The sequence below is a fragment of the Flavobacterium cheniae genome (assembly GCF_004363695.1).
Taxonomy (GTDB): Bacteria; Bacteroidota; Bacteroidia; order Flavobacteriales; family Flavobacteriaceae; genus Flavobacterium; species Flavobacterium cheniae.
In genome coordinates, this window is the sequence record NZ_SNZC01000001.1 from 576,496 (window position 1) to 589,939 (window position 13,444).

The 13,444-nt window shown below is 31.9% G+C and carries 16 protein-coding genes; 7 read left to right on the forward strand and 9 right to left on the reverse strand.

Annotated features, from left to right (window positions below):
- Window positions 1-1,137: an endonuclease gene (locus tag C8D80_RS02720; protein WP_133607113.1), complete on the forward strand. Its 1,137-nt coding sequence runs from the start codon at window positions 1-3 to the stop codon at window positions 1,135-1,137.
- Between the two features lie 117 nt (window positions 1,138-1,254).
- On the opposite strand, the gene C8D80_RS02725 is transcribed toward C8D80_RS02720, so the two are convergent.
- The 8 genes from C8D80_RS02725 to C8D80_RS02760 all read right to left on the reverse strand — a co-directional run bounded on the left by C8D80_RS02725 (window position 1,255) and on the right by C8D80_RS02760 (window position 9,986).
- A complete protein-coding gene (locus C8D80_RS02725) occupies window positions 1,255-1,956 on the reverse strand; it encodes a sulfite exporter TauE/SafE family protein (protein WP_133607991.1) in 702 nt (233 codons plus the stop codon).
- Window positions 1,957-1,999: 43 nt separating this feature from the next.
- The gene (locus C8D80_RS02730; protein ID WP_133607115.1) at window positions 2,000-2,449 is read right to left on the reverse strand and encodes a FixH family protein; all 450 of its coding nucleotides are present in this window, start codon (window positions 2,447-2,449) and stop codon (window positions 2,000-2,002) included.
- Between the two features lie 12 nt (window positions 2,450-2,461).
- Entirely contained in the window at window positions 2,462-3,880 is a 1,419-nt protein-coding gene (ccoG, locus tag C8D80_RS02735; protein WP_133607117.1) for a cytochrome c oxidase accessory protein CcoG, read from the reverse strand.
- 65 nt (window positions 3,881-3,945) lie between these two features.
- Window positions 3,946-4,890, reverse strand: a complete 945-nt coding sequence (locus C8D80_RS02740; RefSeq protein ID WP_133607119.1) for a cbb3-type cytochrome c oxidase N-terminal domain-containing protein — start codon at window positions 4,888-4,890, stop codon at window positions 3,946-3,948.
- A gap of 91 nt (window positions 4,891-4,981) precedes the next feature.
- Window positions 4,982-5,152: a CcoQ/FixQ family Cbb3-type cytochrome c oxidase assembly chaperone gene (locus C8D80_RS02745; protein ID WP_133607121.1), complete on the reverse strand. Its 171-nt coding sequence runs from the start codon at window positions 5,150-5,152 to the stop codon at window positions 4,982-4,984.
- Between the two features lie 5 nt (window positions 5,153-5,157).
- Entirely contained in the window at window positions 5,158-7,329 is a 2,172-nt protein-coding gene (gene ccoN / locus C8D80_RS02750; RefSeq protein ID WP_133607123.1) for a cytochrome-c oxidase, cbb3-type subunit I, read from the reverse strand.
- Between the two features lie 4 nt (window positions 7,330-7,333).
- On the reverse strand, window positions 7,334-7,528 hold the full coding sequence (gene ccoS, locus C8D80_RS02755; protein WP_133607125.1) for a cbb3-type cytochrome oxidase assembly protein CcoS: 195 nt from the start codon (window positions 7,526-7,528) through the stop codon (window positions 7,334-7,336).
- 82 nt (window positions 7,529-7,610) lie between these two features.
- Window positions 7,611-9,986: a heavy metal translocating P-type ATPase gene (locus tag C8D80_RS02760; protein ID WP_133607127.1), complete on the reverse strand. Its 2,376-nt coding sequence runs from the start codon at window positions 9,984-9,986 to the stop codon at window positions 7,611-7,613.
- 109 nt (window positions 9,987-10,095) lie between these two features.
- Here C8D80_RS02760 and C8D80_RS02765 point away from each other — a divergent pair, with 109 nt between their 5' ends.
- The 4 genes from C8D80_RS02765 (at window position 10,096) to C8D80_RS02780 (ending at window position 11,809) form a co-directional block, all read left to right on the forward strand.
- On the forward strand, window positions 10,096-10,773 hold the full coding sequence (locus tag C8D80_RS02765) for a Crp/Fnr family transcriptional regulator (protein ID WP_133607129.1): 678 nt from the start codon (window positions 10,096-10,098) through the stop codon (window positions 10,771-10,773).
- Between the two features lie 123 nt (window positions 10,774-10,896).
- The gene (locus tag C8D80_RS02770) at window positions 10,897-11,127 is read left to right on the forward strand and encodes a hypothetical protein (protein WP_242004813.1); all 231 of its coding nucleotides are present in this window, start codon (window positions 10,897-10,899) and stop codon (window positions 11,125-11,127) included.
- The gene (locus C8D80_RS02775; protein ID WP_133607133.1) at window positions 11,109-11,408 is read left to right on the forward strand and encodes a type II toxin-antitoxin system RelE/ParE family toxin; all 300 of its coding nucleotides are present in this window, start codon (window positions 11,109-11,111) and stop codon (window positions 11,406-11,408) included. The genes C8D80_RS02770 and C8D80_RS02775 overlap by 19 nt, the downstream gene beginning before the upstream one ends.
- Before the next feature lie 89 nt (window positions 11,409-11,497).
- The gene (locus tag C8D80_RS02780) at window positions 11,498-11,809 is read left to right on the forward strand and encodes a DUF2695 domain-containing protein (protein ID WP_133607135.1); all 312 of its coding nucleotides are present in this window, start codon (window positions 11,498-11,500) and stop codon (window positions 11,807-11,809) included.
- 78 nt (window positions 11,810-11,887) lie between these two features.
- Here C8D80_RS02780 and C8D80_RS02785 read toward each other — a convergent pair whose 3' ends face one another.
- Window positions 11,888-12,196: a rhodanese-like domain-containing protein gene (locus C8D80_RS02785; RefSeq protein WP_133607137.1), complete on the reverse strand. Its 309-nt coding sequence runs from the start codon at window positions 12,194-12,196 to the stop codon at window positions 11,888-11,890.
- Window positions 12,197-12,322: 126 nt separating this feature from the next.
- Between C8D80_RS02785 and C8D80_RS02790 the strand changes: the two genes are divergently transcribed.
- Window positions 12,323-12,775, forward strand: a complete 453-nt coding sequence (locus C8D80_RS02790) for a MarR family winged helix-turn-helix transcriptional regulator (protein WP_133607139.1) — start codon at window positions 12,323-12,325, stop codon at window positions 12,773-12,775.
- Window positions 12,776-12,791: 16 nt separating this feature from the next.
- A complete protein-coding gene (locus tag C8D80_RS02795; RefSeq protein ID WP_133607141.1) occupies window positions 12,792-13,424 on the forward strand; it encodes an NAD(P)H-dependent oxidoreductase in 633 nt (210 codons plus the stop codon).
- The last annotated feature ends 20 nt before the right edge of the window (window positions 13,425-13,444 follow it).

Sequence of the window (13,444 nt, forward strand, 5' to 3'; positions counted from 1 at the left end):
ATGAAAAAGAACTTTACTTTATTAGCGTTTTTATTGTGTTCAGTTATAGGATTGGCACAAATTCCTGCAGGTTATTATAGTACTGCAACAGGAAGTGGTTACACTTTAAAAACTCAGTTGAGTACAATAATTTCAACAGGTCATACTGATCAAGGTTATGGTGCACTGTGGACATTATTTACACAATCTGCATTTAGAGATAATTACTATGAAAACAATGGTAGTTTATTAGATATGTATTCAGAAAATCCAACAGGAGCAGATGCTTACGAATACACTTCAACTTCTCAACAATGTGGTAGCTATTCTGGAGAAGGTAATTGTTATAACAGAGAGCACTTGATACCACAATCGTATTTTGATCATTTTGATATTAATCCAATGAAGAATGATCCCTTTCACGTTGTCCCTTCAGATGGATCAGTGAATGGAGCACGTAACAACTTGCCTTTTGGAGTTGTTAATTCTGCTAATTATATTTCTCAAAATGGATCAAAAAGAGGAAGCAATTTAATTAATGTTTTTTCAAGTTATAATGGAACTGTTTTTGAGCCTTTAAACGAGTTCAAGGGAGATATTGCAAGATGTTTTTTTTATTATGCAACTAGATATGAAAATTTAATGGATGATTTTTATACAGGCGCAAATGCAGGTACTTGTGAAGCAAAAAACATGTTTGATGGTTCTACAAATAAAGTTTTTTCTGATGCATTTATATTATTATTAATTAAATGGCACAAAGAAGATCCAGTTTCTGCTAAAGAAATTGCACAAAACAATGCGATTTATACTTTTCAAGGAAATAGAAACCCTTTTATTGACAATCCTAGTTATGTTTGTAACATTTGGATAACTCAATGTAATACTGTTGACACTCTTTCTTCTGATAGCTTTACATTTGAAAACGGAATCTCAATTTATCCGAATCCAGCTGTTAATAATGAAGTAACAATTTCATCTGAAACGGAATTAAAATCGATTGTTTTATACAACATCAACGGACAAATTATTCAAGAAATTAAAAACCCTACGAGAGTTGATAATTCTTACAAAGTAAATAATTTATCAAGTGGGTTTTATTTAGTTCAAATGGCTTCTGAAAATGCAATCGCAATTAAGAAACTTATTGTAAACTAAGATTCAAAATATATAATAAATAGAAAAGTCTCATCAGTTGATGGGACTTTTTTATACAATAAAAAGAGTGCTAAAGTACAAACCTTAACACTCTTTTCCCCTATTAACAAAAAATATTTAATGACAATTGGCTTCGGGCTGCACAAATAAACTCATATTACTTGGCGATAAATATGGGATATCTAACCCTAAACCTCTTATGATAAATAACATTCCAATAATAACCGCTACTAACGGTATTGCTTTTTGAATAGTTCCTCTAAATGAAAATGAAATCAATCCAGAAGCATAAACTACTGCTACCATCATAGGAATTGTTCCTAGTCCAAAAAGTAACATATACCCTATTCCTAAAGTTACATTTTGCATAGCAATTGCACCAAACAGCGCTACATAGACCATTCCACAAGGTAAAAAACCATTTAATAATCCAATAGTAAATAACGATTTATAGCTTTTGTTTTTAAATTGTTGGCCTAAACTCGATTTTACTTTTGTAATAACTCTATAAACTGGTTTTGAAAAATTGTATTTAGCAAATACTTTCTCAGGAATTACCGCTACCATAATCATTAAAACCCCAACGATTATTGATAATTGCTGTTGCATTCCTGCTAAATAAAAGCTTCTTCCTAATAAACCAAAAATAAGACCTAAAATTCCGTAAGCTGATAATTTTCCAATATGATAAGTGATAATTTGTGTTATTTTTTTGGCTTCATTATTTCTATCAACGGGTAACATCATAGCTATTGGACCACACATTCCTATGCAGTGAAAACTACTAATTAACCCAAATATGAAAGCCGAATATAACATCAATTACAAATTCAATTACAAATTCAAAAATCAACAATGCAATTTAATCAATTCTAAACGAATTTTTATTCAAATATTTTACACCATCGTATTCCCAATCGATAGAAATGTCCCAAAGACCGCCAGCCAAATTACTTTTAGGTATGAGCAAATGTGGACTAGATAAAGAAATCGGAATTTCAAAATCTAATTTCTGACTTGACGGTCTATAAAAGGACACTTTTCCATTTATTTTTGAATAATCAAAATCTGCCGGAAACTGAATTTTAACGCCTTCCGCAGTATTTTCGATAGTAACTTTATTTGTTAATGCATTTGCATTTTCTTGTTTTTCAATATCTCCTTGAACTAAGGCTTCTTTTTTATAATAATCTTCTACCACAAGTTCATGATCATATTTATCATTGGATTGTACTTTGTACACATACGACAAAATAAATGTCATAAAAAGTGCAAAAGCAATAACGATTCCTGTTCCCCAATTAAATTTCATACTATTATTTTTTTAATTAAAATTTCTCGGTCCTTGGAAATTGGTTGATGTTTCTTCAATCAATTTATCTCCATTATATAATTCTAATTTTAAGTGTACTTTTTCGTCTTTTAGTAAGTTTTCTGGAATATCAATATATAATGTTCCACTTGCTAAACCTTGTTTTGGCACTTTAATTACTGGACTTCCAATTAATTTTATTTCTCCTTTATAATTTACAATCTTAACGGTTACATTATCAAAAGATTGTTCTGTTTTATTGACAACTTTATAGGTGTAGAAATTTCGGATTTTTTCTCCATTGTGTTGGAATAATTGTCCCGACATAGGTAAGAAATTAGCTTCTACATCATTTCGTAAGAATAGCATTCCTATTAAAACTCCAATTAATAAAGTTAAAACTCCAATATAACCTTTCATTCGAGTCGTTAATTTGAACTTCTCTTTCTTCACAATTTCATCTTCACTTGCATAGCGAATTAATCCTTTTGGCAATCCTACTTTATCCATGATGATGTCACATTCATCAATACAAGCCGTACAATTGATACACTCTAATTGCGTTCCGTTTCTAATATCGATTCCTGTTGGACAAACTACTACACATTGGTTACAATCAATACAATCACCATAACCTGCTGCGGTTCTATCTTCACCGTTTCTCCATTTTTTTCTTCCGTTTGTACTTTCTCCCCTAACGTGATCGTAGGCAACATTTATGGATTTGTTATCCAATAAAACACCTTGCATTCTTCCGTAAGGACAAGCAATAATACAAACTTGTTCTCTAAACCAAGCGAATACAAAATAGAAAACTCCAGTAAAAATTAATAATGCAATAAGTGTACTTAAATTATTTGCTGGACCTTCGGTAACCATTTTGATTAACTCGTCGCTGCTAATTAAATACGCTAAGAAAACATTGGCAATGAAGAATGAAAAAATAAAAAAGATAATCCATTTTGTAACTCTTTTTCTTATTTTTTCAGCATCCCACTTTTGTTTTGATAATCGTATTTGTGCACCTCTATCGCCATCAATCCAATACTCGATACGTCTGAAAACCATTTCCATAAAAATAGTTTGCGGACAAAACCAACCACAAAAAATACGTCCGAAAGCCACGGTAAATAAGGTTAACCCTACTACTCCAACAATCATTGAAATTACAAACAAATGAAAGTCTTGAGGCCAAAATGCAAATCCGAAAATACTAAAACGTCTTTCTAATACATTGAACATTAAAAATTGATTCCCATTAACTTTTATAAATGGTGACGCAATTAAAAACACCAAAAGAAAATAACTTAATAGTTTTCTTTTTTCATAAAATGGTCCAGAAGGCTTTTTAGGATGGATAAAATTTCTTTTGCCTTCGGCATTAATGGTAGATATGGTATCTCTAAAACTTTCGTCTGGTAAATTTGACATAATACTTTTATTTTTAGTTTAAAAAAGGTTTTGAGAAATTCCCAAAACCTTTTTTTACTAGCTTATTATTTTTTTGCAGGTTCTGCAACTTTTGTTGAATCTACAACAGCTTCCGCTGCTGGTTTAGCTTCTGCAGTTTCTTTCCAAACTTCTCCTTCTGCTGCTTTTGCACCAGCAGGTTTAGTTCCTTGTAATGTTAAAATATAACTTGATACACTTTGAATATCTGTAGAAGATAAATTTCCTTTCCAAGCTACCATTGAAGGGTTGTTTTTACTTCCTTCAGAAATTAACTTGAAGATATTTTTAATTCCTCCACCATTAATCCAATGCTCATCTGTTAAGTTTGGTCCCACTAAACCTCCACCATCTGCTTTGTGACAAGCAGCACAAGCGTTTGTGAAAATTTCTTTTCCTTTAGCTAAGCTGGTGGCATCAGTTACAGCAACAACGGTTTCGTAACTTACTTCATCTGCAGCGCTTTTTGGTAGTTTAGATTTCTCTAATTCTGCTAACGCTACTTCATTTTTAAATTCTTGTTCTTGATCGTATTCGTTCATCACGTGGAAACGAACCATATAAACCAATGCAAAAATAATTGTACCATAGAATAAATATACCCACCATGGTGGTAACACATTGTCTAACTCTTTGATACCATCGTAATCATGATCTAACATAATGTCTTCCTCTCTTTCCATTTCTTTAGAACGAGTCAATTTGCTTACTATGTTTTGATACCATTTACTTTCTGTAAAAGAAACTGATTGAGCATTTGCTAATTGTTGCTTTTGTTCGTCTGTTAGTAAATGATAGGTAACTTTATCAACAGCATCGATTACGATTTCGATTGCTATTAACAAAAATAGGAATACGCCTAAAAACAAAGCTACCATAGGAAACTTTATGAATGCTGGCCTGTCTCCTGAATCGATAAAATATTCCAATGCTGCAAAAACGAATGCAAACAGTAATGGAACTCTTACGTATGATGGAATTAATTTTTTCATATTAAGAAAGTTTAAATTTTTAAAAGAATCTGAACAACTATGAATATAAAGCTTCATAGTTGTTGCAGCTTCTGATTAACTATAATTATGACTATTCGTCGTTTAATGGCATTTCGCTAATTTCTTTGATTTTTTCTTTACTGTATGTAAATGCCCAAACGGTGAACAATACAAACGCTGTAAAAAATATTGTCAATGAAATGATTGGATAAATTTCTACTCCCGTTATGGTTTCTAAATTATGTTTGATAAACTTTAGCATAACTATTATTTTTTAACTTGAGTATCTGTACCTAATCTTTGTAAATAAGCAATAAGTGCTACAATTTCTCTATCTTTTAATGGAGACGCTGTTTCATTTCCGAATGATTTCTTAATATCAGGATTTGCTAATAAATTAGTTTCAATTTTAGTAGCTTGTTCATCCATATGTTTAAGTGCATTGTTAATTTCAGCTTCTGAATAAGGAACACCTAATGTAACCATGGCTTTCATTTTATCTTGAGTAGATGATTTATCCAACTCATTTTTAATTAACCATTGGTATCTTGGCATAATCGATTTCTCATTTAAACCTTGAGGATCATACATGTGGTTAAAATGCCATACGTCATCTCTACCTCCATTAAAAGGTTTTCCTTTAACACCTTCACGAGCTAAATCTGGTCCAGTACGTTTAGAACCCCATAAGAATGGATGGTCGTAAACGAATTCTCCTGCTTTAGAATAATCTCCATAACGTTCCACTTCTGAACGGAACGGACGAACCATTTGAGAGTGACATCCCACACAACCTTCACGGATATATAAATCTCTACCTTCTAATTCAAGAGGTGTGTATGGTTTTACTGCTGATATTGTTGGAATATTTGATTTTACTAAAATCGTTGGTAAAATTTGGATTAAACCACCAATTAAAATAGCAACTGTAGTCAATAACATGAATTGAACTGGTTTTCTTTCTAACCAAGAGTGTAATTTTTCACCTTTTAAACGGTTTGGAGAAATTACAGCTAAAGCTGGAGCTTCTACTAATTCGTTTTCTACTGGAGAACCTTGTCTAACGGTTCTAATAATATTGTAAACCAATACGATAACTCCTGTAAGATATAAAGTTCCACCCACAGCACGCATCCAATACATTGGCATTAGTTCGGTTACTGTTTCAAGGAAGTTTCCGTATTGTAAAGCACCACCGTCTGGTTTAAATTGTTTCCACATAGAAGCTTGAGTAAATCCAGCAACATACATTGGAAGCGAATATAAAATAATACCTAAAGTACCAATCCAGAAATGGAAATTCGCTAATTTCTCAGAGAATAATTTCGTTTTTGTCATTCTTGGGATTAACCAATAGATCATACCAAATGATAAGAAACCATTCCAAGCTAAAGCTCCAACGTGAACGTGAGCAATAATCCAATCCGTAAAGTGAGCAATAGCGTTAACGTTTTTTAATGATAACATTGGACCTTCAAAAGTTGCCATACCATAACCTGTAATAGCTACAACGAAGAATTTCAATACTGCATCTGTACGTACTTTATCCCAAACACCTCTTAATGTTAATAATCCATTAATCATACCTCCCCAAGATGGAGCAATCAACATTACAGAGAAAACAACTCCTAAGTTTTGAGCCCAATCAGGTAAAGCAGTATATAATAAATGGTGAGGTCCAGCCCAAATGTAAATAAAGATTAACGACCAAAAGTGAATAATTGATAATCTATATGAGTACACTGGACGATTTGCTACTTTTGGAACAAAGTAATACATCATACCTAAGAAAGGAGTAGTTAAGAAAAATGCTACCGCATTGTGTCCATACCACCATTGTACTAAAGCATCTTGAACACCAGCATAAACCGAATATGATTTCATTGCTGAAACTGGTAATTCTAAACTGTTAAAGATGTGAAGAACTGCAACCGTAACAAACGTAGCGATATAAAACCAAATAGCTACATAAATATGACGTTCTCTTCTTTTAATAATGGTTCCAATCATATTGATACCAAAAACTACCCAAATAAGAGCAATTGCAATATCAATTGGCCATTCTAATTCAGCGTATTCTTTTGATGTAGTAAAACCTAATGGTAATGAAATTGCTGCAGCAACAATAATTAATTGCCATCCCCAAAAGTGAATTTTACTTAAAAGGTCGCTAAACATTCTTGCCTTTAATAAACGTTGCATCGAGTAATAAATACCGGCAAACATTGCATTACCAACGAAGGCAAAAATTACCGCATTGGTGTGTAAAGGTCTTAAGCGTCCAAAACTTAAAAACGAAACGCCGCTCGTTAAGTTTGGAAACAAAAATAGGAAAGCTAAAATAAGCCCTACTAACATCCCCACTACTCCGAAAACGATACTAGCGTAGATGAAATTCCTTACAATTTTGTTGTCGTAATAAAATTGTTGCTTCTCCATAAAATTAGATTGATTTTTGTTTTTCTGTTTGTATTATTTTGTTAGGATTCTCTTTTACAATTTCATCGTCAAATAACATTCTGACTGATGGCGTGTAGTCATCATCATATTGGCCACTTTTAACTGCTTTTATAAAAGCAATCAAAAAAGCTATAGCAACTACTATACTGATCGTGATTAATAAATAAATGACACTCATACCTTAAATTGTGTTAACAAAGTTACTTGTACTCCTTTTTATAAAACATGACTTTTATCATGTATTAAAATTTTCTTAAATATTACTTCTTACTAGCGTACCAATTTGTCATAATTGTTACAAAACTTACAATAGTTATGGTGCTCAATGGCATGATGATAGCTGCAACAATTGGATCTAATTTACCTGTAATTGCATAACTCAATCCTACTACATTATATAATAAGGACAAACCAAAACTCATATAAATGGTCTTCATAGCGTTTTTAGAATAGCGCATATAAAAAGCAATCTTATCAAATTGTGATGCGTCTAAAATTCCATCACAAGCTGGCGAAAAAACATTTACGTTTTCTGATATAGACAATCCTAAATTACTTTGAGCTAAAGCTCCAGCATCGTTTAAGCCATCGCCGACCATCATGACGTTTTTACCTTCATTTTGTAATTGTTCGATGTATTGAAGTTTTTGCTCTGGTTTTTGATTGAAAACTAAAGTGGTTTTTGCTGGCAACATTTTTTCTAATATACTACGTTCGCCATCATTATCGCCTGATAAAACCACTAAATTATAATGCTTCGCTAAATCATCAAATAATTGCTCTAAACCTTTTCTGTACTGATTATTGAATACGTAACTTCCTTTATAAATACCATTGATTTCAACATGCACTTTGGTTTTCTTATGCGTGTTTTCGGTCATGGTTTTTAGGAATTGAGAGGAACCTAATTTTACTGTATTGCCATCGATTTCCGCAAAAATTCCTTTTCCGATAATTTCTTCGAAGCTTGAAGTTTCGATTTTGTCTTGGTTGGGAATAAATTCATACAATCTTCTACTTAAGGGATGATTCGAACCTCGTAAAACGTTTTTCAATAATTTTAATTCGGTTGGATTTAATTCGGTTCCTTCGTATGTAATTGCGGTTTTTTTATTGGTCGTAATCGTTCCTGTTTTATCGAAAACAATGGTATCTACTTTAGCTAATTGTTCGACTACCAAAGCGTTCTTTAAATATAACTTTCGATTGCCTAATATTCGTAACACATTTCCCAATGTAAACGGAGCCGTTAATGCCAACGCACACGGACAAGCCACAATTAAAATCGCAGTAAAGACATTAAAAGCTGTGGTAACATCAATAAAAACCCAATAAATAAAGGAAACAACTGACAAAGCCAGTAAAGCCGGCGTAAAATAACGACTAATTCTATCCGTAATGTTTTTGTGTTGTTGTTCTACTCGTTTTTGGAAGACATCGTTGCTCCATAATTGAGTCAAGTAACTATTTGAAACCGAAAATAAAACTTCCATTTCAATGACTTTTCCCATTTGTTTTCCTCCTGCGAAGACTTTATCTCCTGATTTTTTCTCAATCGGAACAGCTTCACCAGTAACAAAACTATAATCAATAGAAGCTTTTTCGGAAATTAAAATCCCATCAACCGGAATTAATTCTTGATTTCGAATCAATAATCTGTCGCCTTTTTCAATATCATAGACTTGAACTGATTCTTCTTCTCCATTTGGTAATATTTTTGTGATGGCAATTGGAAAATACGATTTATAATCTCGCTCAAACGAAAGGAAATCGTATGTTTTCTTTTGGAATAACTTTCCTAATAACATGAAGAAAATCAATCCTGCCATACTATCGAAAAAGCCTTGACCGTAATCGAAAATAATATCGACCGTACTTCTTACGAACATGACTACAATTCCTAAAGCAATTGGAATATCAATGTTCAACAAACCTGATTTCATGCTTTTCCAAGCGGAAACATAATAACCAGAAGCCGAATAAATAAACGTAGGAAGCGATAATCCGAAAATCAACCAACGGAAAAATCCTCGGTATTGATCAATCCAATATTCTTCTACTTCAAAATATTCGGGAAACGAAAGCAGCATGATATTTCCGAAACAGAAAAACGCTACTCCTATTTTATAGATTAAACTTCGGTCAATTTTTTTCTTTCCTTCATCAAAATTTTCTAAACTGATGTAAGGTTCATAACCAATTGAACTCAATAAGTAAACGATATCTTTTAAAGAAGTTTCTTCGGGATTAAACGTAACACGGACTTTCTTTTCGCCAAAGTTAACTTGAGAAGTACTTATTCCTGGTTGAAGTCTTTGTAGATTTTCCAGAATCCAAATACACGAACTACAGTGTATATGAGGAATGTAGAGTGAAACAATATGTGTTGTACGCTCTTGGAATTCCAATAGTTTTGAAACAATTTCTTCATTGTCTAAAAAGTCATATTTGCCCTGAATGTCTTGTGGAGTGGCGCCGGGTGCTGCCTGAAAGTCGTAATAACACGTTAAATCATTTTGACTAAAAATTTCGTACACGGTTTTACAACCATTGCAACAGAACTTCTTGTTGTCAAATAGAATCTCGTCTTTTTTTATAATTTCATTACCACAATGGAAACAATTTTCTGTGTCCATATATTTGCTCATTTTACCTAAGCACAAATTTCTTACTTCGTGGCAAAACAAAATATGATAATTGTCATACTTTGTTTATATTTGTATCAAACTCTAAACATTCCTTAAAATGAGTAAATGCGAACAATGTATTGTGAGGCAATTTAGTTCATTAAAAGCCTTAAATAAAGAAGAATTGCTACGCATGGCCGATTGCAAAACATCTTATACCATAAAAAAAGGCGAACCTATTTTTGAAGAAGGTGAAGTAACCAATGGTATTTATTGTATAAAAGACGGAATTTGTAAATTATCTAAGTTAAGTGATAACGGAAAAGACCAAATTGTAAAACTAGTAAAACCAGGAGAATTGCTAGGACAACGCTCAATGATTAGCGACGAACCTGCCAATTTAAGTGCCGTGGCGCTTGAAGACATGGAAGTTTGTTTTATTCCAAGAAGTGAAGTCATGCAGTTTTTTAATCAAAATAATCAGTTTTCGATGAATGTGATGCGTACCATTTGCGACGATTTAAAAGGAGCCGATGATCACATGGTGAATATGGCGCAAAAAACCGTTCGCCAACGTTTAGGTGAAACTTTGATTTACTTAGAGGACACTTTTGGCAAAAACGAAGATGGCTCATTACACATTCAACTATCCAGAGAAGAATTAGCCGGAATGATTGGCACCGCAACTGAAAGTTGTATTCGATTGTTATCTGAGTTAAATAAATCAGGTTATATTGAGTTAACGGGTAAGAAGATTACACTGTTAGATAAAAATAAATTAAAACGATTAACATAAGAGAATCCGCTGAAGAGCGGATTTTTTGTTGGGAATTAATATCCTAATTTTATAAAAACCTTAAATACAACTTTGAAAATAATTTATTACTTTTGAGAATACCAAAATGAATCAGCTATGGATATGACAGCCCAAATAAAAAAGAATTTAATTTCAAGAATTAAAGATTCTAAAGATTTGAATTTTCTTAAAGCGCTTCAAACTATATTTGATTCGTCTGAACAAGATTTATACCAATTATCTTCTGAGAAGCAATCAGCTATTGAAAAAGGGAGAAAGGAAATTAAAGAAGGTAATTTTCATAAAAATGATGAAGTAATTTCAGAAATGCGAGAATGGTTAAAAAAGAAATAATTTGGTCAGAATTAGCCAAACTTCAATTCAAAGCCATTTTAGAATATTATGTTGAAAGAAATGGTAACGAAAATTACAGTTTAAAACTGGTTGATGAAGTTGAAGATGTATTAAATACACTTTCAAAGTCTGAACTTATTGGAAGATTGACTTCAAACAAATGCAGTCGTGTTATTCCAATGAAAGTATATCTTATTTTTTATGAGATAAATGAAAACAAAATAGAGATTGTTTCTTTTTGGGATAATCGACAAGATGTAGAACGTAGAAAAATTAAATAACTCTACTTAGGTGGATTTCTTGTTGAATGAAGTTTTAAGAAATTAGTATTCAATAAAACTAAAAGATTACCAAAATAAATCTAGAAATTATGCCAAATAAAAATGAGAAAGAAAGGCGCAAAATAATTGTTAAAGAATTAAGATTAAAAGCAAAAAATGAATTTGAAAATAAACTTCCAATTAGTAGAGATTATTTTCTAAATCTATTTAATTATTTAGATGAAGAACTTTCAGAAAATGAATGTGATCATAATTTAGAATTTACCATTAATTTTCTTAATTCTCAAAACATAAAAAATATAAACAAAGTAACAGATTGGCTTAAAGACAATGGAGGTTACTGTGATTGTGAAGTTATTGCAAACGTGGAGGAAATGTTTGATGAAGATGCAATTTTATAATTTTTTTTATATCGATAGAACATAATTCCACCACCCCACAAACTAAAAAAAAATCCGCTCATCAGCGGATTTCTTTATTTATTCTGTTGGTCCCTCCCAATTAGAAAAACCACCTACTAAATTAAAGGTATTTTCAAAACCTAATTGTTCCATGGCGTTACAAGCGTTGGCACTACGTACACCAGCCGCACAATACACATAATAGTTTTTCGATTTATCTAATTCCTCTACTCTATAAATAAAACCTTGTCCTTTATATATATCGATATTTATAGCACCTGGAATAAAACCATCGTTAAATTCATCTTCGGTACGAACATCTACTATTACGCCGTTTGCATCTTGCAAAAACTGGCTCCACCACGTATTTTGATCTAAGTTTGTCATCTTTATTTTTTTTCAAAAGTACTATCAAAAAATGCATTTTTAAAATTTTAACAAAAATTTATTAAACATTTGTACATACAAATAAAATATTTACTACATTTGTACATACAAATTTTACAACATCAAATGAGAATAGAAGAAATCATAAAACCAAATACTCCAATGGCAATGGAAAAGAAAACATTACTTAACGTGATGTATACTCAAAATGTCATTTCGGAAAAGTTTAATGAGATATTAAAGCCATTTGACCTTTCCCCAGAACAATTTAATGTATTGCGCATTTTACGTGGTCAAAAAGGAAAGCCTGCTAATATGTGTATGATACAAGAACGCATGATTGCGAAAACCAGTAACACAACACGTTTAGTAGACAAATTGTTATTAAAAGAATTAGTGCTTAGAGAAATTTGCCCCATCAATCGCCGTAAAATGGAAATTACCATTACCGAGAAAGGGTTGCAACTTTTACTACAATTGGATCCATCAGTAGAAGCTCATGAGCGCTCTTTTTCTAAAAATTTGACGGTTGAAGAATTAGAATTGTTAAACGAATTGCTAGAAAAATTTAGAAATTAAAAACCCAACATTTACTATGAGTCACTTTATAGAAAACCAAAAATGGCGTTACGCCACCAAAAAATTTGACGCTGCTAAAAAAATATCAGCAGCAGATTTAGAAACCTTAAAAGAAGCAATCCAATTAAGTACTTCTTCTTACGGATTACAGTTATACAAAGTATTCATTATTGAAAATCCAGAAGTTAGAGCCAAGTTACAACCAGTTTCTTGGGGACAATCTCAAATTGTAGATGCATCTCACCTATTAGTATTTGCTAACATTGTAGATGTACAAGAAAATCACATTGATGCATATGTTCAAAACATTGCAACTACAAGAGGATTATCAGTTGAGGATTTAAAAGGATATTCAGACTTTATGAAATCTAAGATTGTTTCGTTACCAGTAGACCAAAAAGCGGTTTGGACATCAAAACAAACCTATTTAGCATTAGCCAACTTAATGAATGCTGCTGCCGAATTAAAAATTGATGTTACACCAATGGAAGGTTTTGAACCAGAAAAATACAATGAAATTTTAGGTTTCAATGCATTAGGATTAAACGCTTCATTAGTAGCAGCTGTTGGATATCGTCATGAAGAAGATGCAACACAACACTATGCAAAAGTGAGAAAACCAAAACAAGAATTATTTACTACCATTTAATTATAACCTTTAACATTAAA

What these genes read in the sequence shown, in the direction of transcription:
- C8D80_RS02765 (WP_133607129.1), top strand. Translation starts at nt 10,096, where the DNA reads ATGAGTAAATGCGAACAATGTATTGTGAGGCAATTTAGTTCATTAAAA.
- C8D80_RS02775 (WP_133607133.1), top strand. Translation starts at nt 11,109, where the DNA reads ATGGTTAAAAAAGAAATAATTTGGTCAGAATTAGCCAAACTTCAATTC.
- C8D80_RS02770 (WP_242004813.1), top strand. Translation starts at nt 10,897, where the DNA reads ATGACAGCCCAAATAAAAAAGAATTTAATTTCAAGAATTAAAGATTCT.
- C8D80_RS02740 (WP_133607119.1), bottom strand. Translation starts at nt 4,890, where the DNA reads ATGAAAAAATTAATTCCATCATACGTAAGAGTTCCATTACTGTTTGCA.
- C8D80_RS02725 (WP_133607991.1), bottom strand. Translation starts at nt 1,956, where the DNA reads ATGTTATATTCGGCTTTCATATTTGGGTTAATTAGTAGTTTTCACTGC.
- C8D80_RS02780 (WP_133607135.1), top strand. Translation starts at nt 11,498, where the DNA reads ATGCCAAATAAAAATGAGAAAGAAAGGCGCAAAATAATTGTTAAAGAA.
- C8D80_RS02795 (WP_133607141.1), top strand. Translation starts at nt 12,792, where the DNA reads ATGAGTCACTTTATAGAAAACCAAAAATGGCGTTACGCCACCAAAAAA.
- C8D80_RS02760 (WP_133607127.1), bottom strand. Translation starts at nt 9,986, where the DNA reads ATGGACACAGAAAATTGTTTCCATTGTGGTAATGAAATTATAAAAAAA.
- ccoG (WP_133607117.1), bottom strand. Translation starts at nt 3,880, where the DNA reads ATGTCAAATTTACCAGACGAAAGTTTTAGAGATACCATATCTACCATT.
- C8D80_RS02790 (WP_133607139.1), top strand. Translation starts at nt 12,323, where the DNA reads ATGAGAATAGAAGAAATCATAAAACCAAATACTCCAATGGCAATGGAA.
- C8D80_RS02785 (WP_133607137.1), bottom strand. Translation starts at nt 12,196, where the DNA reads ATGACAAACTTAGATCAAAATACGTGGTGGAGCCAGTTTTTGCAAGAT.
- ccoN (WP_133607123.1), bottom strand. Translation starts at nt 7,329, where the DNA reads ATGGAGAAGCAACAATTTTATTACGACAACAAAATTGTAAGGAATTTC.
- ccoS (WP_133607125.1), bottom strand. Translation starts at nt 7,528, where the DNA reads ATGAGTGTCATTTATTTATTAATCACGATCAGTATAGTAGTTGCTATA.
- C8D80_RS02720 (WP_133607113.1), top strand. Translation starts at nt 1, where the DNA reads ATGAAAAAGAACTTTACTTTATTAGCGTTTTTATTGTGTTCAGTTATA.
- C8D80_RS02745 (WP_133607121.1), bottom strand. Translation starts at nt 5,152, where the DNA reads ATGCTAAAGTTTATCAAACATAATTTAGAAACCATAACGGGAGTAGAA.
- C8D80_RS02730 (WP_133607115.1), bottom strand. Translation starts at nt 2,449, where the DNA reads ATGAAATTTAATTGGGGAACAGGAATCGTTATTGCTTTTGCACTTTTT.